Source organism: Okeania sp. KiyG1, from assembly GCF_014132355.1.
GTDB lineage: Bacteria > Cyanobacteriota > Cyanobacteriia > Cyanobacteriales > Microcoleaceae > Okeania.
This window is the reverse complement of sequence record NZ_BLZO01000171.1, coordinates 96,103-116,836: the sequence shown is the minus strand read 5'-3', so window position 1 is coordinate 116,836 and position 20,734 is coordinate 96,103. Positions and strand designations below refer to the sequence as shown.

21 protein-coding genes and 4 pseudogenes are annotated in these 20,734 nt (G+C 36.1%); 15 read left to right on the top strand and 10 right to left on the bottom strand.

All coding sequences use genetic code 11. The features are described from left to right. From SAGCYANO_RS37900 to rpsS, 4 genes and pseudogenes are all read right to left on the bottom strand, one after another. On the bottom strand, positions 1 to 125 hold a 125-nt coding region (locus SAGCYANO_RS37900; protein ID WP_202224735.1), incomplete at its 3' end, for a ribosomal protein L16. Positions 126 to 290: 165 nt separating this feature from the next. Further along, complete coding sequence (gene rpsC / locus SAGCYANO_RS37895) at positions 291 to 1,040, bottom strand: 30S ribosomal protein S3 (protein WP_202224749.1); 750 nt, start codon at positions 1,038 to 1,040, stop codon at positions 291 to 293. 30 nt (positions 1,041 to 1,070) lie between these two features. After that, a complete protein-coding gene (gene rplV / locus SAGCYANO_RS37890; RefSeq protein ID WP_202224734.1) occupies positions 1,071 to 1,427 on the bottom strand; it encodes a 50S ribosomal protein L22 in 357 nt (118 codons plus the stop codon). Between the two features lie 37 nt (positions 1,428 to 1,464). Next, a pseudogene (gene rpsS, locus SAGCYANO_RS37885) lies at positions 1,465 to 1,729 on the bottom strand (30S ribosomal protein S19). A gap of 155 nt (positions 1,730 to 1,884) precedes the next feature. Here rpsS and SAGCYANO_RS37880 point away from each other — a divergent pair. Then, positions 1,885 to 2,112 carry a hypothetical protein gene (locus SAGCYANO_RS37880; RefSeq protein WP_237397078.1) on the top strand — a complete coding sequence of 76 codons (228 nt, stop codon included), beginning with the start codon at positions 1,885 to 1,887 and terminating at the stop codon, positions 2,110 to 2,112. Here SAGCYANO_RS37880 and rplB read toward each other — a convergent pair. The 6 genes and pseudogenes from rplB to SAGCYANO_RS37850 form a co-directional block, all read right to left on the bottom strand. Further along, positions 2,081 to 2,944, bottom strand: coding sequence for a 50S ribosomal protein L2 (gene rplB / locus SAGCYANO_RS37875; RefSeq protein WP_202224732.1), 864 nt, complete (start codon positions 2,942 to 2,944; stop codon positions 2,081 to 2,083). The genes SAGCYANO_RS37880 and rplB overlap by 32 nt on opposite strands. A 64-nt stretch (positions 2,945 to 3,008) precedes the next feature. Next, on the bottom strand, positions 3,009 to 3,320 hold the full coding sequence (locus SAGCYANO_RS37870; RefSeq protein WP_202224731.1) for a 50S ribosomal protein L23: 312 nt from the start codon (positions 3,318 to 3,320) through the stop codon (positions 3,009 to 3,011). Further along, positions 3,304 to 3,940: pseudogene (gene rplD / locus SAGCYANO_RS37865) on the bottom strand (50S ribosomal protein L4). The gene SAGCYANO_RS37870 and the pseudogene rplD overlap by 17 nt, the downstream one beginning before the upstream one ends. Positions 3,941 to 3,962: 22 nt before the next feature. Beyond that, a pseudogene (rplC, locus tag SAGCYANO_RS37860) lies at positions 3,963 to 4,645 on the bottom strand (50S ribosomal protein L3). 258 nt (positions 4,646 to 4,903) lie between these two features. After that, positions 4,904 to 5,044 carry a hypothetical protein gene (locus SAGCYANO_RS37855; RefSeq protein ID WP_202224730.1) on the bottom strand — a complete coding sequence of 47 codons (141 nt, stop codon included), beginning with the start codon at positions 5,042 to 5,044 and terminating at the stop codon, positions 4,904 to 4,906. Positions 5,045 to 5,134: 90 nt separating this feature from the next. After that, a complete protein-coding gene (locus SAGCYANO_RS37850) occupies positions 5,135 to 5,362 on the bottom strand; it encodes a transposase (RefSeq protein WP_237397077.1) in 228 nt (75 codons plus the stop codon). A 763-nt stretch (positions 5,363 to 6,125) separates the two neighbouring features. On the opposite strand from SAGCYANO_RS37850, the gene SAGCYANO_RS37845 reads away from it, so the two are divergent. The 14 genes and pseudogenes from SAGCYANO_RS37845 (at position 6,126) to SAGCYANO_RS37785 (ending at position 20,695) form a co-directional block, all read left to right on the top strand. Next, positions 6,126 to 6,602, top strand: coding sequence for an NAD(P)H-quinone oxidoreductase subunit N (locus SAGCYANO_RS37845; protein ID WP_202224729.1), 477 nt, complete (start codon positions 6,126 to 6,128; stop codon positions 6,600 to 6,602). Between the two features lie 36 nt (positions 6,603 to 6,638). After that, positions 6,639 to 7,895: a circadian clock protein LdpA gene (ldpA, locus tag SAGCYANO_RS37840; RefSeq protein ID WP_375340070.1), complete on the top strand. Its 1,257-nt coding sequence runs from the start codon at positions 6,639 to 6,641 to the stop codon at positions 7,893 to 7,895. A 224-nt stretch (positions 7,896 to 8,119) separates the two neighbouring features. Next, positions 8,120 to 9,898 (top strand): R3H domain-containing nucleic acid-binding protein, encoded by a 1,779-nt coding sequence (locus tag SAGCYANO_RS37835; RefSeq protein ID WP_202224728.1) that lies wholly within the window; start codon positions 8,120 to 8,122, stop codon positions 9,896 to 9,898. A gap of 796 nt (positions 9,899 to 10,694) precedes the next feature. Beyond that, positions 10,695 to 11,422: pseudogene (locus SAGCYANO_RS37830) on the top strand (CheR family methyltransferase); the annotation flags it as partial. Beyond that, positions 11,423 to 11,716: a hypothetical protein gene (locus tag SAGCYANO_RS37825; RefSeq protein ID WP_237397076.1), complete on the top strand. Its 294-nt coding sequence runs from the start codon at positions 11,423 to 11,425 to the stop codon at positions 11,714 to 11,716. Further along, on the top strand, positions 11,713 to 12,012 hold the full coding sequence (locus SAGCYANO_RS51055; protein WP_202224746.1) for a tetratricopeptide repeat protein: 300 nt from the start codon (positions 11,713 to 11,715) through the stop codon (positions 12,010 to 12,012). Before SAGCYANO_RS37825 ends, SAGCYANO_RS51055 begins: the two co-directional genes overlap by 4 nt. After that, a complete protein-coding gene (locus SAGCYANO_RS37815; protein WP_202224726.1) occupies positions 12,003 to 12,215 on the top strand; it encodes a hypothetical protein in 213 nt (70 codons plus the stop codon). The genes SAGCYANO_RS51055 and SAGCYANO_RS37815 overlap by 10 nt, the downstream gene beginning before the upstream one ends. Before the next feature lie 184 nt (positions 12,216 to 12,399). Next, positions 12,400 to 12,933 carry a chemotaxis protein CheW gene (locus tag SAGCYANO_RS46620; protein ID WP_237397075.1) on the top strand — a complete coding sequence of 178 codons (534 nt, stop codon included), beginning with the start codon at positions 12,400 to 12,402 and terminating at the stop codon, positions 12,931 to 12,933. Positions 12,934 to 12,992: 59 nt separating this feature from the next. Continuing rightward, positions 12,993 to 13,481, top strand: a complete 489-nt coding sequence (locus SAGCYANO_RS46615; protein WP_237397074.1) for a chemotaxis protein CheW — start codon at positions 12,993 to 12,995, stop codon at positions 13,479 to 13,481. Positions 13,482 to 13,694: 213 nt separating this feature from the next. Continuing rightward, a complete protein-coding gene (locus SAGCYANO_RS37805; RefSeq protein WP_202224725.1) occupies positions 13,695 to 15,146 on the top strand; it encodes a methyl-accepting chemotaxis protein in 1,452 nt (483 codons plus the stop codon). Positions 15,147 to 15,505: 359 nt separating this feature from the next. Further along, complete coding sequence (locus SAGCYANO_RS37800; RefSeq protein WP_202224724.1) at positions 15,506 to 16,453, top strand: cache domain-containing protein; 948 nt, start codon at positions 15,506 to 15,508, stop codon at positions 16,451 to 16,453. 59 nt (positions 16,454 to 16,512) lie between these two features. Then, positions 16,513 to 17,355, top strand: coding sequence for a methyl-accepting chemotaxis protein (locus tag SAGCYANO_RS37795; protein ID WP_202224723.1), 843 nt, complete (start codon positions 16,513 to 16,515; stop codon positions 17,353 to 17,355). A 502-nt stretch (positions 17,356 to 17,857) separates the two neighbouring features. Next, positions 17,858 to 20,230 (top strand): hybrid sensor histidine kinase/response regulator, encoded by a 2,373-nt coding sequence (locus tag SAGCYANO_RS37790; protein ID WP_202224722.1) that lies wholly within the window; start codon positions 17,858 to 17,860, stop codon positions 20,228 to 20,230. A 321-nt stretch (positions 20,231 to 20,551) separates the two neighbouring features. Next, positions 20,552 to 20,695 (top strand): hypothetical protein, encoded by a 144-nt coding sequence (locus SAGCYANO_RS37785; RefSeq protein ID WP_202224721.1) that lies wholly within the window; start codon positions 20,552 to 20,554, stop codon positions 20,693 to 20,695. Positions 20,696 to 20,734: the final 39 nt, after the last annotated feature.

The following is a 20,734-nucleotide window of genomic DNA, read 5'->3' as shown; positions in this document are numbered from 1 at the left end:
ATCCAAGAAGGTTCTAATGCTTGGAGAGCAAATTCACCAAAAGCAATGCTATTGCCACTATTTGCATTACCTCTCATTCGTCCGCGTTGCTGTTTACGGAATTTTGTTCTTTTAGGACTTAACATAGTCTACTATTTACTGCTTAATTTAGTATTTTCCTAGAAAGTCAGTTATGGCGCTACGCGCAATTCAAAAGTAATATCTGACTGAGCGGATACTGTTTTTGGATACTTGCTCGCGCATACCGTTACAAATTCTGAATTCTAAATTCTAAATTCTGAATTCTAAATTCATCCTTCATTAGACCTGTCTTCATATTGCTGACGACGTTTTTGTTGTCTACGTTTTGGTTGATTTACTTGAGAATTTCCCATATCTTCTTGACCAGGAATAATTTCTCCTTTGAATATCCAAACCTTGATCCCAAGGATGCCGTAAATTGTTTTAGCAGTACAGTAAGCATAGTCAATGTCAGCTCTCAATGTATGCAATGGCACACTACCTTCTCTTGTCACCTCGGTACGAGCAATTTCTGCTCCATTGACTCTTCCACTTACCTGCACTTTTATGCCTTCTACGCCTGCTTTTTGAGCCCTAGTTATAGCTTGACGTACAACTCGACGAAAAGAAACCCTTTTTTCTAGTTGTTGAGCAATGTATTCACCAATAAGCATGGAATCAGTGTCTACTTTTGTCACTTCAACAACGTTGATTCTGATTTGACGGTTGCTACCCAAAAGTTGTTGTAAACCTACTCTCAAAGACTCAATGCCTGCTCCGCCTCTACCAACCACTACACCTGGTCTTGCCGTGCTAACTTCTAAGTCTATCTGGTCTGCTTTGCGCTCTATTCTGATTTGAGAGATGCCTGCATTTGCCAGAGTTTGCTTTACATATTTACGAATTTTGTGGTCTTCTTCCAACAACTCTGGGTAATTTTTAGCATCAGCATACCAGCGAGAGCGATGCTCTTGGGTAATGCCTAATCTAAAACCAGTTGGATGTATTTTTGTCCCATTACGTCTATAACTTAAATTAATTTAATCTAATCGTTCAAGTTCCTTTCTCTACTAATCAACTACAGGAGCTACTGCAACTGTAATGTGACAAGTAGGTTTACGAATTCTGTAAGCACGACCTTGAGCGCGGGGTCGGTAGCGTGGCAAACAAGGCCCTTGATCGGCAAAGGCTTTGGATACAACTAAGGTTTCTGGGTCTATTCCTTTATTATGCTCGGCATTCGCTGCTGCTGAACGCAATGCTTTACGCACAGGGTCACAGGAACGATATGGCATAAATTCAAGTACGATCAACGCTTTCCGGTAAGAGATGCCACGAATTTGGTCTGGTACGCGTCGCACTTTAAAGGGAGACATTCGGATGTAACGTGCTACGGCTTTTACTTCTTCACTGGTATCTACAGGCATACCTTTCTCCAATTATCAATTTCAACGAGTTTTCTATTTATCTTTTAGATTTTCTATCTGAACCGTGACCTCGATAGGTTCTAGTCGGTGCAAATTCCCTAACTTATGGCCTACCATCTGATCGGAGATAAATACAGGGACGTGTTGCCGTCCGTTATGTACTGCGATCGTATGACCTACCATGTCAGGAATAATAGTTGAAGCTCTTGACCAAGTTTTAATTACTTGTTTTTTGATTTTTTCGTTTAAATCTTCTATTTTTTCAATAGATGATCTGCGATGAATGGTCCTTTTTTAAAGATCGAGCCATAATTTAATTTATGATTGGTTTAATACAATTCCAGTTAGAGGTGTTATGCAGTTTCACTGAAGTCAGAATTGCTCAAGTTGATGCACCATATTAGATTTATCAAAATAATTGGGTTGCGCAATCCCACCTTTTAAGGCGAAATATTTTTTGAGGCTTGCTCAAATCCCCGTTACAAAAACAACTTCTGTAGGGGCAAAAACAACTTCTGTGGGGGCAAAAACAACTTCTGTGGGGGCAAAAACAACTTCTGTGGGGGCAAAAACAAGCTTCTGTGGGGGCGAATGCCATTCGCCCCTACTGGTGACTTCTGACTTCGTTAACGCTCATCAACCACAGACTGCTTTTAGCTTTGACGTCCACCTTTACCTCGTTTAGATGATTTACGACGACGTTGTACAATTAAAGCATCACTCCGTTTTCTCTTCTTACGAGTTTTCAGACCTAATGCTGGCTTACCCCAAGGAGTAACTGGTCCGCTTCTACCGACTGGTGCCCGGCCTTCTCCACCACCATGAGGGTGATCGACTGGGTTCATCACACTACCTCTAACTGTTGGTCTTTTACCTTTCCAGCGGTTGCGACCTGCTTTACCTAAGCTGATATTTCTATGATCGACATTGCCTACTTGGCCAAGAGTTGCGTAGCAACTTGCTCTGACTTTACGCCGTTCGCCAGAAGGGAGTTTGATTGTTACATATTCGCCTTCTTTTGCTACCAATTGAGCAGCGGCACCAGCAGCACGGACTATTTGTCCTCCTTTACCTGGAACAAGTTCCACATTATGAACATCTGTACCCAGGGGAATTTGACTCAGAGGTAAGGCGTTGCCAATTTCGATGGGAGCGTTTATGCCAGAAATAATGGATGCACCAACTTTTAGTCCTACAGGATGAAGGATATAACGTTTTTCTCCATCTTGATAATGTAGTAGTGCTATTCTGGCGTTCCGGTTCGGATCGTATTCTACTGATGCTACTTTGGCCGGAATATTATGTTTGTTACGACGGAAGTCGATAACACGATATAGTTTTTTGCTACCTCCGCCTCGGTGACGACAGGTAATGATACCACGGTTATTACGACCCTTTTTTCTATGCTTGTTTTTTACCAGAGACTTTTCTGGTTTTGAGCTAGTTATCTCAGCAAAGTCTGATACACTATGTTCTCGGGTACTTGGAGTATAGGGTCGGTAAGAACGAATACCCATAATTAATTTTCTATGCCACTTGAGATTTTACAGATTTAAAGATTTTAAATTTAGTTGAGTTTTTTTAGAGGTCTGGGAATAGAATTTTTCTAATTGGTTCCCCATCTTCTAAGCTAACAATGGCTCTTTTATATCTAGGTTTGAAGCCTTGAAATTTACCTACTCTTTTCTTTTTTCTTGGTAAATTTAGGGTATTCATACCTGTTACTTTTACTTCAAATAGTTGTTCAATTGCTGCTTTGATCATTGGCTTTGTTGCCCTTGGATCTACATCAAATGTGTATTGATTTAGTTCCATTAATCTAGTAGCTTTTTCTGTGACAACTGGGCATTTGATTATATCCACTAGATCTCGTGAATCAACTTTTATCCCCATACATCTCCTGAATTTTCTCTATTGCTGCTGCGGTAGCTATGATTTTATCTGCTTCTAGAATATCGTAAATATTCAAATTATTAGCTAGAGAGATTTTCAGTTTCGCAATATTACGACCTGACAGATATACATTTTCTTGTTTCTCTTCTAATACCAGCAGAACTTTAGATTCTGGTTCTACTCCCCAACGAGCGATCGCTTGACTAATTCTTTTGTTTTCGGTTTTGTTAATTGCTCGGAAATATTTTCGATCGCAATTAAGTCTTCTGAACGACTTTGGAAGGCGGTGCTGAGTGCTAGACGTTTTTCCTTGCGGTTCATTTTATGAGAGTAGTCTCTTGGTTTAGGACCAAAAATTACACCACCACCACGCCATAGAGGGGAACGGATGGAACCTGCTCTTGCTCTACCTGTTCCTTTTGTCGCCAAGGTTTACGACCTCCACCTCTGACTTCAGATCTTGTTTTTGTGCTGGCTGTTCCTTGGCGGTTATTCGCCATTTGTAGTCTTAAGGACCTATGAACAACATGAGCTGCACTTTCTTCTTTTGCTACTCGTAAGTTGAGAGTTGCTTGTCCAACTTCTTCACCTTGCCAGTTTTTTATGACACAATCAACCATCTTTATTTTCTCAAAATTTTTTCTATTTTTGACCTACTATGTTGGCTGGAGCAATGCTAACTAATGTGCCTGGTTTACCAGGAATGCTGCCTTTTATCAGCAATAGGTCTCTTTCTGTATCTATTCTCACTACTTTGAGTTTTCTAGTAGTGACTCGCACGTTTCCTAAATGTCCTGCCATTTTCTTACCTGGATAAACACGCCCTGGTGTTGTTCCTGGACCTGTGGAGCCAGGCAAACGATGGTTTTGGAACCGTGAGCCATTGGTCCACGTCTGAAGTTATGACGTTTTTGATAACCAGCAAAGCCTTTACCAATACTTTTTCCTGTGACATCAACGAGTTGGCCTGCTTCAAATAGATCGACTTTTATTTGTTGACCTAGTTCAAAGTTACCTGTATTTTCTACTCTGTATTCTCGTAGATGACGTAAGGGAATACCGCCTGACTTAACTAAATGTCCTTGTTGAGCATTAGTCAAGTATCTATTAACTTCTTTTGGTTCTTTGATATTGAGTTGACGGGTTTTATTTTTGGCTTCTCCATATCCTATTTGGATTGAAGTATAACCGTCTGTTTGTTCGGTTTTAATTTGGGTTACTACACATGGACCAGCTTGTACTACTGTTACAGGAATTGCTGCTCCTGTTTCAGGTTCAAATACTTGTGTCATGCCTAGTTTTTTTCCCAGGATACCAACTACCACTGTCGCTCTCCTATACTTTATTTATGCACTACAAAAATAATGTTTTTACTAGCTGTCAGCTATCAGCTATTAGCCTAAAAATTTGTATTAGGTATCTGTTTGCGGAGCATTCCGTCAGGAAACGCTTTTTAGTTGAAATAATTTATTTTTTTAACAGACAGTTTTGTACCTAATAATTAATAAATCATATTATTTACACATAAATAATAGTTTAAACTTATCCTTATATCTTAATTACAACAGTGGTTAATTTCATCACTATTTCTTAGGAGCGATCGCCCTAAGTCTATTGTTAGTAATAGTTAACTTCTGTTTGATTGTATTAGGATAGGTTTTACTGCTTTCACCAAGTTTATGATCAACTTTGATGCTTTTTAAAATAACATCAGAATTAAACATATTATTAGTATTAAACCAGTAGCGTTGCTAGATTTAACTAATGACTTAAGCTTGTATTAGTCTTGATTGTGACATACTCCCACGCCAACCTTAAGGTATGGTGTGGGCTTCTCGTTTCCCAGTCCCGCTATTGCGTCGGACTCCACAAGCTTTAAGAACGGAATGCCCTACCGCCCTATTTTTGATATTTATTGCTGCATTCAAATCGCAGTCAATAATCACACTGCAATTGGCACAAGAATGAGTTCTTTCTGATAATTTTTTGGGGACTTTTTTACCACAATTTGAACAATTTTGGCTGGTCTTTTGAGGATTCACAGCTATAGTCTTCTATCCAGCATTTTCAGCTTTGACAGTTAAAATAGTTAGAATTTGTCCCCATCCAGTTGATTGCCCAAGTTTTAAGCTTGATTTTCCCACCAGAAACAGAAATTTTTAAATAATGGTGAAAAACTCCAGAATGGCATTGTCAATCAATTGGACTTGGACATCGAATCCAATTAATTTACCACCGATTCATCTCACACCAATTTTTCAAATATGGCGTGAGGCTTCTCGGCGATGTAGCTAATTTTTCTCTTAAAGTACTAGAGAATTTATGGAACTAATACTCAGCATGACAATAGAATATCATCGTTGAATGATAACGATAATATTTATATTTACCAGCTATTATTTTTTAGCTTTTTGTCTTTAGCTCTAGTTCTTAGCTTTATGGTCGCCAGGACTTGAGTAGCTTGCTAATCAGTATCCTTTTATTCTAGGAAGTACATAAATTTACACAACTGACTATTACTTGATTTTTACACCTGAAATAGTTAGCTAACTAATAATTTACTAAACCTTTGTATCACCCAAATCTAAGTATTGAACTCAATAATAGGGTTAATTTAGGCCATACTTACCTATTAGATCACTTTTTGGCGACAATATATAATTGTATAGTATTTACTAGGACTTGTCTAGTAGTTGAAATAATTTTTTTGAGGTCGCTAGGAACACAAGTATCTTTGGTTTAAACAACTATAATGTAGACCAAATGTAATAACCTAGAATCTAAAAATTAGGAACAAGATTAAGCATGGCACTGATTACGACTGGTCGAGGAATGATTAAAGATTTGGAGAAGTCTGGGTCTTTGGCCGTTTATGTTCCTTTGGAAGGAGGGTTTGAAGGGCGTTATCAACGTCGGTTAAGGGCTTCTGGCTATGTAAGTCACAATATTACTGCTAGAGGTCTTGGGGATTTGGCCATGTATCTGACAGGGGTGCATGGAGTTAGACCTCCTCACTTAGGTAAGAAAAGTATGAGTAATGGCCCAGCAGTTGGTTATGTTTACTATGTACCGCCAATTGTCAGCTATCGACTGGAACAGTTACCACCTAAAGCTAAGGGTTTGGTTTTGTGGATTATAGAAGGTCAGATTCTATCTAGTCAAGAAATTGAGTATTTAACTGTCCTACCTAAATCAGAACCACGAGTTAAGGTGATAGTGGAAATGGGTGGCGATCGCTTCTTTAGATGGACACCACTTCAAAATGCTTTGGTACCCGGCTAAAGAGTTTTTGAGCTAACATTTTATCTTTGTACTTCAATTTTTTTTGAGCTAAAGGCTCTAGTATATAAGCGTGAGAGAACGCTATTCTCCCTAATTTCGCTAAAAGAAGGCCACTGGTTTAAGTTAATCTGTGGGGCCAGCTTCCAACACCTGCCAACAGTAAGAAATTTAACATTAGCTTATACTTTGGCAGGGGCAGATTGTATTGATGTGGCTGCCGATCCGGCGGCGATCGCTTCTGCTGGACAGGCTTTACAGGTTGCAAGTGGTCTCCAAGATTGGGCCAAGTATCAGGGATTTGGCTACCAAACGTTACCATGGATAATGGTAAGTATCAATGATGGAGAAGATCCTCATTTCCGGAAAGCTGAGTTTGACCCTACTGTTTGCCCCACAGACTGCTGGCGACCTTGTGAGAGAGTCTGTCCGGCAGATGCTATAGTTTTTTCTGAAGATAGAGATAGTATAACTTCTGGTAATTCAGGGGTTATTGATGAACTTTGCTACGGTTGTGGAAGATGTTTGTCTGTATGTCCTAAGCAACTAATACAGGCTCGTTCTTATGTATCCACTCCTACTTCTATTGCATCATTAGTATTGCAGACTGGTGTAGATGCCATTGAAATTCACACCCAAGTGGGAAGAGAAAGTGATTTTCAGCGACTCTGGAAAAGCATAAAACCTTGGGTAAATCAATTAAAACTAATTGCTATTAGTTGCCCTGATGGAGAAGGGCTGGTAGAATATTTACAAAATTTGTATGAAATTATCTCTCCTCTTCCTTGTACTCTAATCTGGCAAACTGATGGTAGGCCGATGAGTGGAGATATTGGGGCAGGTAGCACAATGGCGGCGATCGTATTGAGTCAAAAGGTGTTGAATGCCAAACTACCAGGGTATGTACAGCTAGCAGGAGGAACAAATAATTCTACTGTAGCCAAGCTTGTTGCTAAAGGTTTGCTAGCTTCTGAGAATAACAAACAGGAAGACTCTGCTAAAAATTTAAATACTTATATTCCGGAAAATAGATTTGTATCTGGTGTAGCTTATGGTAGCTATGCCCGCGTTTTGTTGTCACCAATTTTGGAAAAATTAGAAACAATGCACAAATCACAGCTGCAGGCAATTGAATCTGTCTACAGCACAACTAGCAATGCCCAAGAACTCATTAATGATTCCCAGCTAACAAAGCTGGAAGTTTTACCGGAACTTCTTTGGGAAGCTGTCAGTTTAGCTGACTCTCTGGTTTCCCAAATCAAAAAATCGGATCATCTCAGTAGAATGAGGAATTAGTAATGAATTTCCATAAGAGAATTTTCTTTGATACCGATATGGAAATAGAAGGCGGGTTGAAATCAGGGTAAAAACGCTTAAACTTCAGTATGTATGTGTTAAGCTCGCCCCCTCAAGGTTTATAATTCCGTCAGTCACCGGAATTGATATAAATCATAGTTTCAGTTTTTGCCTCAAAAGCTTTTTTCTCACCCAGTAGAATAGAAGTAACTTTTAACTAAAGTATGCAGATAACAGACGACCTTTATAGATTACTAGAAATTGTACCAGACCAAGTTAGACGGCCTCTACTGCAACATCAACAGCGAAATAACCTGATCGAAATTGTGATGGATCTGGGTCGTCTCCCAGAAGCTCGTTTTCCATCCCATGCAGAATACCTGGGCGAAATTCCTATTTCTAGAAAAGACCTCAATTATTCCATAGAACGAGTTGGTCATTTTAGCAGCGATAATCGAGCAGGTATTGAGCAAACGCTACACCGGATTAGTGCTATTCGCAATCGCACGGGAGAAGTTATTGGTTTAACTTGTCGAGTGGGGCGGGCAGTCTTTGGCACAATTGGTATGATTCGCGAGTTAGTGGAAACCGGAAGGTCGATTTTGATGCTCGGTCGCCCTGGTGTAGGAAAAACAACGGCACTACGAGAAATTGCACGGGTGCTGGCTGATGATTTAGAAAAACGGGTGGTGATTATTGATAGCTCTAATGAAATTGCTGGGGATGGAGATGTTCCTCACCCTGCTATTGGTCGTGCCCGTCGGATGCAAGTTGCTCGCCCGGAACAACAGCATCAAGTGATGATTGAGGCGGTGGAAAATCATATGCCAGAGGTGATTGTGATTGATGAGATTGGTACGGAATTGGAGGCTCTGGCAGCGAGGACTATTGCAGAGCGTGGCGTGCAGTTAGTGGGAACTGCTCATGGTAATCAGATGGAAAATTTGGTAAAAAATCCAACTCTATCCGATTTAATTGGGGGTATTCAGGCTGTAACTTTGGGTGATGATGAGGCACGACGTCGGGGTTCTCAAAAAACTGTTCTGGAACGTAAAGCACCGCCTACTTTTGAAATTGCTGTGGAAATGTTGGAAAGACAACGTTGGGTGGTTCACGAACAGGTTGCTGATACTGTTGATGCTTTGTTGCGGGGGCAGAAACCTAATCCACAAGTGAGGACTGTGGATGAGAATGGTGAGGTGAAGATCACACGAGAGTATAATGGTACTCCAAGATTGGGTGGGGGTGTTAATCAGAATGCGGGAGCGCTATTGGGACAGTCAGGGGCAATGTTGACTTCTCGTGGTGGTTTTCGTGATTCTGGTTATATTATGCCATTGCCTAATACAGGTCAAGTTAATCAACCTGTAGAGTTTTCTGAGTCTAAGTCTTTTGAAGAGTTATTGGATGAGTCTTTCTCGGGAAATGGGATGTTTTCTAATGGTAATGGTAATGTAGGGCGTTGGGAAGCTCAGGCGACGGGTCCGAATGGTGAGGATTTACCTTTGCATATTTATCCTTATGCAATTCCACGTCATCAAATGGAACAGGTGATTAGTACTTTGGGTTTGCCTGTGGTTTTGACTAAGGATATTGATAGTGCGGATGTGGTGTTGGCTTTGCGAACGCACACCAGAAAACAGTCTAAGTTACGGCATATTGCTAAGGCTCGTCATGTGCCTATTCATGTGATTAAGAATAGTGGTTTGCCTCAAATTGCTAAGGCACTGCGACGGTTATTGGATATGGAAGATCCTAGCACTCCTGAGTTTGCTGACTTGAATTTGTTTGCTGCTTCAGCTTCGGAAGATGAGATGGAGGCTTTGGAGGAAGCACGGTTAGCAGTGGAGCAAATTGTGATTCCAAAGGGGCAACCTGTGGAACTTTTGCCACGGTCTCCAAAGGTGCGGAAGATGCAGCATGAACTTGTGGAGCATTATCGCTTGAAGTCTTCTAGTTTTGGAGATGAGCCTAACCGACGTCTGCGTATTTATCCAGCGTAGTAGAAGGAAGAAGGAAGAGGGAAGAAGGAAGAGGGAAGGAGGAAGAAGGTGTTTACCGAATAATTAATATAGGACTTACGCAGTACAACGTATTTCCGTCATTGCGACCGACAGGGTTTGCGGAGCATTCCGGAACGGAAAGCAATCTTAAATCCTAATTTTTCGTACCTTATGCGTAAGTCCTGTTATATCAAATCCGGTATCATTGGTGTAATTAGGACTTGCTGATTAAAGTTAAAAGCATTGAAATATAAAGACTTTAGCCTTTTTTAAGTCGAAAAAAGTGCAAATTTTTCAGCTCTTCATGCTCAAAAAGGAGTGTATTTTAGGCTCATAGTTGGGCAGAAAAATCATTCTTACAATTCTTACTCCTACCTCCTCGCTCATTCCCATTTCTCCTGTCTTCCCCTCCTGGGAGGGGTTAGGGATGGGTTGTCTCCTACCCCTACTAAAAGACTTTTTCAGCAAATCCTAATTATATGGGGAGTTTGGGGAGATATTGAGAACTCTTAATAAAGCTATTAAATAGATGTGTTATTTGCGTTAACTTATTAGACATCTCCTCCAAAAGAGGGAATAGGGAATAGTGGGAAATAATTGATGATTCATGTACGATAATTGATTTGATTTTTTATTGTTGGAAATGTCTTCTCCTAATACCTTCTTTCTTCCTCCTGACTCCTGAGTTTTGACTCCAATTATTTATAATATCATGTCCGGATAATAGCGCGGTCGCAAACACCTTATTCCTTTGAACCAATATTCCCTTCTGCCTTCCTTATATTATTCTATAAAAATGAATGGAACTCTATTACAAAAATTTATTAAATTAATTGCAGATTATGTAGGTTTGCAGATTCGAGAACAAGATTATGATAATTTATGTGATAAGATATTTATGAGGATTAAATCATTAAAATTATCTTTGCCGGAGCAATATTATCAACTTTTAAAAAGTCAAAATAAAACAAGCAAAAATGAATGGGAAAAATTCATAACATTGTTAACTGTGACTGAAAGTTATTTTTTTAGAGACCGGGGGCAATTTGAATTATTAAAAAATGTTATTTTGCCGGGAATTATTAAGTCGAAAGAAGCATCTAATGAAAAAGTATTAAAGATTTGGAGTGCAGGATGTTCGACGGGTGAAGAACCTTATTCTTTAGCAATTATTGTTCAAGAACTAATACCTAACTGGAAAGATTGGAATATTTTGATTTTAGGAACGGATATTAATGAAGTAGCTCTAGGGAAAGCAAGAGAGGGAATTTATAGTCATTGGTCATTTCGTTTACTAGAAAAGCAAATACAAGATAAATATTTTGATAAATTTCAGGGAAAATGGAAACTTAAAGAACAAGTAAAAAAAGGGTTAAGTTTAACAATATAAATTTAGTCAGAGATAATTTTCCTAGTCATATCGATTTAATTTTATGTCGCAATGTATTTGTATATTTTGAAGCTAAATCTATACTATTGGTAATCAGGAAATTTTATAATTCTCTGAACAAAGGAGGGTATTTAATGACAGGTCATGCTGAACTATATCGTCAATTAATTGACAAGTTTCAGGCGATCAGTTTTCCAGAATCTTTAGTTTATCAGCGCGTACATGATCGGCAATCTAAAAAGAATTTAGCTGATGATAGTTTTTCAATAATTGGGGGTAATTTAATATCTATAAATAAAAGTTTAAGCTCTGCATTAATTAGTTCAAAATCTAACGTTCGCGTCTCTAGTAATTCTGATATTTGTTATGATACGAATCAAAAAATATTATTTGATTTAGACTCAAAAAAAAACGTTCGAGAAAAATAAATAGTAACTACTCTATTGAATCAGACCGGAATTTACTCGAAGCAGAAGCATTATTTGAATGTAAAGCTTATGTTGATGCAATTAAAAAGGCAGAGCAATTTATTAATTTACATCCGAAAAATTTTAGGGCATATAAGTTACTTGCTCAATTGTATGCAAATTTAGGCAAGTATGAATCTGCTACTTTTTACTGCTATAAAGCAATAGAAGTAAATTATTTATCAGTATATCCTTACTATTTATTAGTGAATATAGCAGAAGAAGAGGGAGATATAAAAAAGCAAAAATGTTGTTAAAACAGATAATTTATCTTTCTCCAAAAGAAATTCCTGCTTATCTAGAACTTAGTTCGTTATATGAAGCACAACAAGATATTACACGAGCTAAAAAGATGAAAAATACAGCTCTAGAACTACTGAAAAAATTACCTAATGATGCTACCGTAGAGTATAAAGGAGGCATCAAAGTGTGTGAGTTAATAAAATATTTAGAAACTTAGAAAATGGGCGTTGCTGAATCAAGGGATGAATCTTTTTTGAACAGGTAAATCTCATCCTTAATACTTCTTTTTTGTTCAAGCATACAATTCATCCCACAAATATGTAACGCCTCTCCTTCTATTCTTCTTTCTTCTTTCTTCCCTCCTGACTCCTGACTCCTGACTCCTGACTCCTAAGTAATTGATGGAAAATAAATCATATCTGATATTTTTACAGAATAACTGTTTCTATGGAATAGAAGCATTATCTGTTAGAGAAATATTTTTATTGCCCGAAGTAACAGCGATCGCTGAAATGCCAGACTCTATTATTGGTGTGATTAATTTGAGGGGAAATATATTACCTTTGATGGATCTAAATATTCGTCTAGGATATCAGCAAAGAGATTATTCTTTAACAGATAATGTGGTTGTTATTGAATGGCAACAATCTACTATTGGTATTATTGTCAATGAAGTTTACGAAGTCAAAAATATTCGAGTAACAGAAATAACAACAAAACTATATAGTTATGGAAATGATAGACATAATAAATCACATTTAGTCACAGGGTTGGCTAATTTGGAAGAAAAATTAATTATTTTACTATCTAGTAAGTATCTAATTCAGTATGTAGAATTACCTGAGTTTTCTGTAGATAAGCAAAAAAAAATAGATGGTTTGATTAAAGAAAATTCGTCAGAAAAAGTACAGAACATCAACAATTTTCAAGGTTAATATTTTGCCCAAACGCTACATCAAGAGAAAGAGATATCTTCCAAGAACGGGCAAAAAACATGAGGTTATCTACTCATATTCAGGATGTTAGTAACTTGATGCCACTAGCAGTAATTGGTTTAAATAAAGAATATTTTGGAATTGATTTAAAAGTAGTACGGGAATTTACTTACATCCACAAAGTTACTCCTATTCCTTGTACTCCAGAGCATATTTTTGGTAATATTAATTTACGGGGAGAAATTATCACTTTAGTAAATATTCGTGGGTTGTTAAATATGCAGATTTATCAAACAAAAAATAACAAAAATCAAGCATTAATTTTTGAGGTAGATGATTTTGTTGGTGGTATTAGAGTAGATGAAATATTTGATGTGATCTATCTTAATCCTTTAGATATTAAATCAATTCCTGCTACTATTAATCATACTCAAACTCACAATGAATATTTATTGGGAACTGCGATGTACCGAGAAAAAATGATTAGTCTTATCAATTTTCAGAAAATTATTACGCAGAAAAGCTTAGTTGTTGAGCAAGAAGTATAATTGTAAGCTATCAGTTATCAGCTATCAGCTATTAATTTTGGAAAGGTAAAAGCAACCTTTGAAATTGAGAAAGAATAAAAGTTACTGCCAAAGTCCCCTTACTAAACCTTAGAAGTAATTATTCATTACTAATTGCTGAAGAGCGCAGTTCCTCCGTTTGCGCAGCATTCCGCAGGAAATATTTACGATAATTGAATCATCACTGAAAAATTTATGTTTGAAAATATCAAGTTAAGAACGCGTTTATTGTTAGGATATGGAGTCCATGTAGTTTTATTTCTAGGACTAACGGGAGTCATGTATGGAACTACGACTAAAGTATTAGGAACTTTAAAAGAAATTGAGAAAGTACAAGCTGTGATTATTGATGTAAATAAGGCAACTCTATATGGGGAAAAAATGGTGAGAAGTTTTCGTGGTTATTTAGCTGTTCAAAATGAAGTATTTATTGAGGAATATAATGATGGTGCAAAGCTTTTCGATACAGCTATTGAGTCTATAGAAGAATTAATTAATACTCCAGAACAAGAAGAGCTTTTAGGCCAAATGAAGGATGCTAAAAATGATTTTCAATTCTTTGCCAATCAAGTTATAAAATTAGTAAAAGATGGCAAACAAAATGAAGCAGTAAGTGTATTTAATACTGGAAAAGGTAAAGAATTTGTTGATGAATTTGAAAGACTAAGTAATAAATTTGCCTCCCTGGAGAAAATAGAACTTGAAGAGGAAACACAGGGAACACAAAAGAATTTAATTTTATTATTATGGCTGCTAAGTATAGGTTCCATATTGTTGATTCTCATTTCCATAATTGTAGCAGTAAAAACTACAGGTAATATTAGTAAAAAAATTAATCAGGTAACTGAAAATATAGTCAACTTTTCTACAGGAATTTCTACCACAATAATTCAGCAGGAACTTACTGCTGCTCAACAAGCTAGTTCTGTAAATGAAACTACTACAACGATGGATGAATTAGGTGCTTCTTCTCAAACTACAGCAGAACAAGCTACAGCGGCAGTGGCAGCTGCAAAAAAGGCTTTAAATTTAGCTGAAGAGGGAACAGAAGCAGTTGATATAAGCTTAGAAGGTATGGCTTCTTTGAGTGAAAAAGTGGGAGCGATCGCTCAACAAATTGCTCGTTTAAGTGAACAAACAAATCAAATTGGTAATATTTCTCAGCTTGTTAGTGATTTAGCAAATCAGACTAATATGTTAGCATTAAATGCTGCAGTAGAAGCGGTTCGTGCTGGAGAACATGGTAAAGGTTTTACTATTGTTGCTAATGAAATTCGTAAATTAGCTGATGAAAGTAGAAAGTCTGCGGAAAAAATTTATACATTAGTTGCTGATATTCAAACATTAATTAATTCTACTGTTATGGCAACAGAAGCAGGTACACAGAATGTTGAGTCAGGAGTAAAAATTTCTCAACAAGCAGCGACTGCTTTTAATGGTGTTAAAGAAGCAATTAATAATGTAGTTTTAAATAATCAGCAAATTTCTTTTAATGTTAAACAGCAAGCGCTCGCTATTAAGCAAGTTGTAGATGCAATGAATGAGCTGAATAAAGGAGCACAAGAAACAGCTAGTGGTTTAGGACAAACTAAGCAAGGAGTTCAAAAGCTTAATGAAGTGAGTAAAGAGTTAAAGTCTATAGTTTGAACAGGCAACAGGCAACCCACCCCTAACCCCTCCTGGGAGGGGAATAATTGATAATTTATGGATAATAATTTATTTTCTGTATGAATTTTCCTTCTAATATAATAGCTGATAGCTGACTGCTGTTTGCGTTTGCGTAGCATCCCGTAGGGAAGTATTCCGTAGGAAATGCTTACCGAAAAATTGTGATTTAAAGCCTCTCCTTTTAAGGGGATAATAAAGAAAAATTTTCCTTTGAGTCAATCCTCTTATTTTAAAGAAGAGGTAATTATTAATTATTAATTATTAATTATTAATTGTTAAGTAGTTATCTATAAAAGATGAAAAATGTTTGATAATATCTTCAAAAAATACAATACAAAATGCTAATTGTTCTAATTTTTAGCACAATTACTCCTGTTTCAATAGTAGGTTATTATGGGATAATCACTGCTACTAATACTTTGCGAGATTTAGCTTTAGCCAACTTGCAAAAAAAGATTAACGATAGTTCAGAAAATATAATTAATAACTTAGAAAATATTGGTTATGATATTTTATTTTTGAGCAAAGTTCCGCCTATTCAAGGAATTGTCAGAGCTAGAAATAACAATAGCATCGATCTACAAGGTAATTCTACTTATGATGCTTGGCGAGAAAGACTAAGCGTCATATTTATAGAATTTATGCAAACAAAACCATACTATATGCAGTTACGTTATTTGGATGAAAGTGGAAATGAAATGGTGCGTGTAAATTCAGATGGATTAATAGTGAAAAATATTCCTGAAGAGCAGTTACAAAATAAAGCAAAGAGAGAATATTTTACAGAAACTATGACCCTAAATTTAGGTGAAATTTACGTCTCGCCCATAAATCTTAATCGAGAACAGGGAAAAATTGAAATCCCTTATAAACCAACAATTAGATATGCAACTCCTATATTTTCAGCAGATGGAAAACGTCAAGGAATTATCATTGCCAATTTGCTAGTTGACCGGATGTTCCAAAAGTTAAAACAAGAAAATCAAAATCCAATTGGGACAGCTTTTATTATTAATCAAGATGGCTACTATTTATATACTCCAAATGAAGAAAAAGAGTGGGGTTTTGAACTAAATACAGATGAAAAAATTCAAAAATATTATTCAGCAAAAGTGAGTGATAAAATTTTATCTGGCGGTCAAAGTGATATTGTCAATGGTGTAGATAGCGTAATTACTTACAACACTATTTTTTTACAGGAAAACAATACCAATAAATTTTTAGTAGTTGTCTATGATTTACCTAAAAAATTGTATTTGCTCAAGCCAATAATTTTAAAAATTTAGCTTTGGTAATTATATGTTTATCTTTGATAATTTTTTTGTCCATTGGATGGTTGACTATAATGAATATAGTTCAAATAGTCAAAAATACAATTAATAATGTATCTTCTTTTTCTCATAATATTTTGGCGACAATGAATCAGCAGGAAAAGATTGCATCAGAACAGTTATTAGCTGCTAATGAAACTAATAATAATATGACTACTTTAGGTCAAGCTTCTCAAGAGATATCTCAACAAACAGAATCAGTTGCAGTGGCAGCAAGTAAAGTTTTAACATTAGCTGAAGAGGGAAATAAAATGGTAGATAAAACTTTTGAACAAATGCAGAGCTTGAGAGAAACTGTTGATAATATTAGTAGAAAAAATCAAGAACTTGGTGAAAAAACTACTCAAATTGGCAATATTTCTAGCTTGGCAAATTTAGTAAGTTCTTTAGCAATGCAGACTAATATTTTAGCCCTTAATGCTGCAGTAGAAGCAGTACGAGCTGGCGAACAAGGCAGTGGGTTTGCTGTTGTAGCTAAAGAAATTCGGAAATTAGCTGATCAAAGCTCTGAAGCTGCGAAAAGAATTAATGTAATTGTGCCAGAAATTAAAGCAGCAATTAATTCTACTCTCAAGGTGACAAATGAGGGAAAAAAAATAGTGAATGCTGGTGTTAAAACGGCAGAAGAAACTGCCAATACTTTCCAAAATTTAACAGAAGTAGTTTCTCATTTATTTGCTAGTAACCAGCAAATTCATCACAATACTGAACAACAAGCAGATGCTATTCAAAATGCGATTGAATCTATGAATAATCTCAACTACACTACTGCTGAAACAGCTAAGAGTATTTCTCAAGTTACAACTAGCACTCAAGAACTTTATGAAGCAGCGCTTAAACTTAAGAAAATAGTTTAAATAGCTATAGCCATAAGATTTTAGTTGTGAGATATTGGAGACTTTTGTTTTAGGGAATAGGGAATAGGGAATAGGGAATAGGGAAGAAGAAAAAACGAATACATAAGAATAAGATAACTGCTATGTTCTATACTTCAAAGGAATACCTCAATTCTCACATCTGATTCAGTGATTGCTATATATTAATTCAATTTTTGACGTTGTTGAATTAGTATATGATATTAATCTTAATGAGTTAGGGGTCAGGAAGGAATAAAGAAAAATAAATAAAGAATGTTACGAATAATAAGTATGATTAAAAGAAAAGTGCAGAAGATTTCCCTTTAACTAAGCGGTGCGACGACGCCAGCTCCCTTGCGGAACGCGCACCAAGAGAAAAAGATAAATTATGGCCTAATAAATGGTATTAAAACTATTCATTCTGACTCCTGACTCCTGACTCCTGACTCCTAAGAAATACTCTAGTTATTTGTAGTAAACATTTATCAAATTGGTGTAATTTATGATTGAAGATACTGAACTTCGGGAAGTATTTAAAACTGCTAGTGAAGAACATCTCCAAAAACTTGATGAAGGATTTTTATATTTAGAAAAATATCCACACGACTTAACAAAATTAGAAGAGCTATTACGAGAAATTCACAGCTTAAAAGGTGATGCTGCAATGTTAGGAATTAAAGATGTATCTCAACTTGCTCATCAGTTGGAACATTTATTAGGAGAAATTACGCGGGGCAAGCAAATTATATCTCCAGAAACTAGCGATCGCCTTTCACTAGGATTAGATGCCATTTATAAACTTGTACAAGAGGCAGTTACAGGAGAACCATCAGGCATAAATACTGTTCATGTACTAGCTATTTTGATGGGAGCAAATAATATCAAGACATCATTACAAGACCAAGATAAAATACATTTAAAATCTGAAAAAACTATTGCTATTAGTACTTCTGTCAAAGAGCAAAAAGTTGCCAAAAATACTTCCTCACCCAATACTCAACAGCCAGAAGAAGTAGCTAAAATTAATGAATCTAGTTTCACCAAAACCGAGCCAGATGAAAATACTTTAACCAGTGAAACTCCAGATATTTCCAGCTCTTATCATATTGAAACAGTTCGTGTATCTACCCGTAATCTAGATTTTTTAATGACACAAACTGGAGAACTTAATGTAACTCAAATTAGACTTTTTCACCGACTAGCAGAAATAGAAAAAATTACAAATTTATGGGAAGAATGGAGTAGAGACATCCTCAAAAATTGCTTTCTTGTCTCCGGTCTAAATGTTAACGATCATACTACTATTAATAATTCTACTCAGCAATTTCAAAACTATTATCTGCAAACAGAAGAACGATTAGAAAATTTAGGACTGCTAATTAATAATTTGAGAAATTCTATTCATGAAGATATTGCTAAACTTGATTTAATTAGCCGTAACATAGGAACTGGAGTTCGTACCCTGCGAATGCTGCCTTTATCTACTATTTTTAATATTTTTCCTCGCGTTGTTAGAGATTTAGCAAGACAAGAAGGTAAAGAAGTAAAACTAATAATTGAAGGCGGTGAAAGTAAAGCAGATAAGCGAATTATTGAACAGATGAAAGACCCTTTAATTCATCTAATTCGTAATGCAATAGATCATGGCATTGAAACACCTACAGAACGCAAAAAATCAGGAAAAAATTCTGTTGCTACAATTAAATTAAGAGCAGAAAATACTGCTAGTCAGGTAATAATTGAAGTTATAGATGATGGGCGCGGGTTAGATATTGAAAAAATCAAACAAACAGCGGTAAAGCAAAAAATTTGTAGTCAAACTGAATTAGCCTCAATGACACAAACAGAAATTCAATCCATGATTTTCACCCCTGGATTTTCTACAAAAAAATTTGTTACTGAAATTTCAGGTAGAGGCATTGGTTTAGATGTAGTCAAAGCAAATGTAGAAGAACTTAAAGGAAATATTCACATAGAATCTCAACTAGGAAAAGGATGTTTAATCAGAGTGATACTCAGTACTTCTATCGCCACGATTAATGTATTAATAGTAGCTGTTGCAAATATTTATTATGCTTTGCCTATTGAATGCGTTAAAACAACTTTATTGGTATCTATAGAATCTATTTTTACTATTGAAGGTAGAGATACTATTATTTTTGATAATGAGCCTGTTTCAGTTTTTCCACTGTCAGATTTACTAAATTTTTCAGCTATTGAACGGGATGAAATAAATGAAATCCAGGAGAATAATTGTATTATTATACAAATCGGAAATGAGAAATTAGGACTTTTTGTTGATGATTTAATAGATGTACAAAATGTTATGCTTAAACCCCAAAGTAAATTATTGAAACGGGTAATAAATGTGTCTGGTGCAACTATTCTTGGTACTGGTGATGTCTGTATGATTTTAAATCCTCAAGATTTAATGAAATCAGCCAAGAAATTATCGACATCTATTTTTAGTTCAAAATTTGTTCAGCAATTAAAAGTTGAAAAAGTTAATAAAAAATCTCTCATCTTATTAGTAGAAGATTCAATTGCTACACGAACCCAAGAAAAAAGAATTCTCGAAAATGCAGGTTATGAAGTTATTACTGCAGTTGATGGAATAGATGCTCTTAATAAACTAAAAATTCGCTCTTTTGATGCTGTAATTTCTGATATTCAAATGCCTAATATGGATGGCTTGACTTTAACTACTAAAATTAGAGAAAACCAAAATTACGCTGAATTGCCTATTATTTTAGTAACATCCTTAGCATCCCATGAAGATAAACAAAAAGGTGCAGAAGTAGGCGCTAGTGCTTATATTACTAAAGATAGTTTTAATCAAGAAGTTCTTTTAGAAACTTTAAAAAGATTAGTTTAAATAGGGTAGGAGTCAGGAGTCAGGAGTCAGGAGTCAGGATAAATTAGGAATTATAGAAGAGGTAAGAGGAAGAATTATCCCTACCCAACATTTTTATTAATATGATTTTAATTGAGCGATCGTAATAAAAAAATAGATTGATGTTTGATTTATCTATTGGACAATAGTGGCGTGACACGCCTAAAATGGTGCATCGGGTAGGGGCGGGTTCCGCGTTAAGTTAATGGTTTTACCCAGGACCTGGTAAACCCGCCCCCGCACCAATAATCGCTCTGCACAGTTTTAGCTGTGTCAGTCCAATAGTTAAGGTGTGCTGATTCAATGTCAAAGCATTTACATTCTAATGGTTTGAGCAATTTGAATTCTGGAAATATCAGCTATATCGCTGTGTTTGGCGATTATGGATGTTTGATTTATCTATTGGACAATAGTGGCGTGACACGCCTAAAATGGTGCATCGGGTAGGGGCGGGTTCCGCGTTAAGTTAATGGTTTTACCCAGGAC

What these genes read in the sequence shown, in the direction of transcription:
- rplV (WP_202224734.1), bottom strand. Translation starts at nt 1,427, where the DNA reads ATGCCTGTAGATACCAGTGAAGAAGTAAAAGCCGTAGCACGTTACATC.
- rplB (WP_202224732.1), bottom strand. Translation starts at nt 2,944, where the DNA reads ATGGGTATTCGTTCTTACCGACCCTATACTCCAAGTACCCGAGAACAT.
- SAGCYANO_RS37870 (WP_202224731.1), bottom strand. Translation starts at nt 3,320, where the DNA reads ATGGGGATAAAAGTTGATTCACGAGATCTAGTGGATATAATCAAATGC.
- SAGCYANO_RS37855 (WP_202224730.1), bottom strand. Translation starts at nt 5,044, where the DNA reads ATGTTTAATTCTGATGTTATTTTAAAAAGCATCAAAGTTGATCATAAA.
- SAGCYANO_RS37845 (WP_202224729.1), top strand. Translation starts at nt 6,126, where the DNA reads ATGGCACTGATTACGACTGGTCGAGGAATGATTAAAGATTTGGAGAAG.
- SAGCYANO_RS37835 (WP_202224728.1), top strand. Translation starts at nt 8,120, where the DNA reads ATGCAGATAACAGACGACCTTTATAGATTACTAGAAATTGTACCAGAC.
- SAGCYANO_RS37825 (WP_237397076.1), top strand. Translation starts at nt 11,423, where the DNA reads ATGACAGGTCATGCTGAACTATATCGTCAATTAATTGACAAGTTTCAG.
- SAGCYANO_RS37815 (WP_202224726.1), top strand. Translation starts at nt 12,003, where the DNA reads ATGTTGTTAAAACAGATAATTTATCTTTCTCCAAAAGAAATTCCTGCT.
- SAGCYANO_RS46620 (WP_237397075.1), top strand. Translation starts at nt 12,400, where the DNA reads ATGGAAAATAAATCATATCTGATATTTTTACAGAATAACTGTTTCTAT.
- SAGCYANO_RS46615 (WP_237397074.1), top strand. Translation starts at nt 12,993, where the DNA reads ATGAGGTTATCTACTCATATTCAGGATGTTAGTAACTTGATGCCACTA.
- SAGCYANO_RS37805 (WP_202224725.1), top strand. Translation starts at nt 13,695, where the DNA reads ATGTTTGAAAATATCAAGTTAAGAACGCGTTTATTGTTAGGATATGGA.
- SAGCYANO_RS37800 (WP_202224724.1), top strand. Translation starts at nt 15,506, where the DNA reads ATGCTAATTGTTCTAATTTTTAGCACAATTACTCCTGTTTCAATAGTA.
- SAGCYANO_RS37795 (WP_202224723.1), top strand. Translation starts at nt 16,513, where the DNA reads ATGAATATAGTTCAAATAGTCAAAAATACAATTAATAATGTATCTTCT.
- SAGCYANO_RS37790 (WP_202224722.1), top strand. Translation starts at nt 17,858, where the DNA reads ATGATTGAAGATACTGAACTTCGGGAAGTATTTAAAACTGCTAGTGAA.
- SAGCYANO_RS37785 (WP_202224721.1), top strand. Translation starts at nt 20,552, where the DNA reads ATGTCAAAGCATTTACATTCTAATGGTTTGAGCAATTTGAATTCTGGA.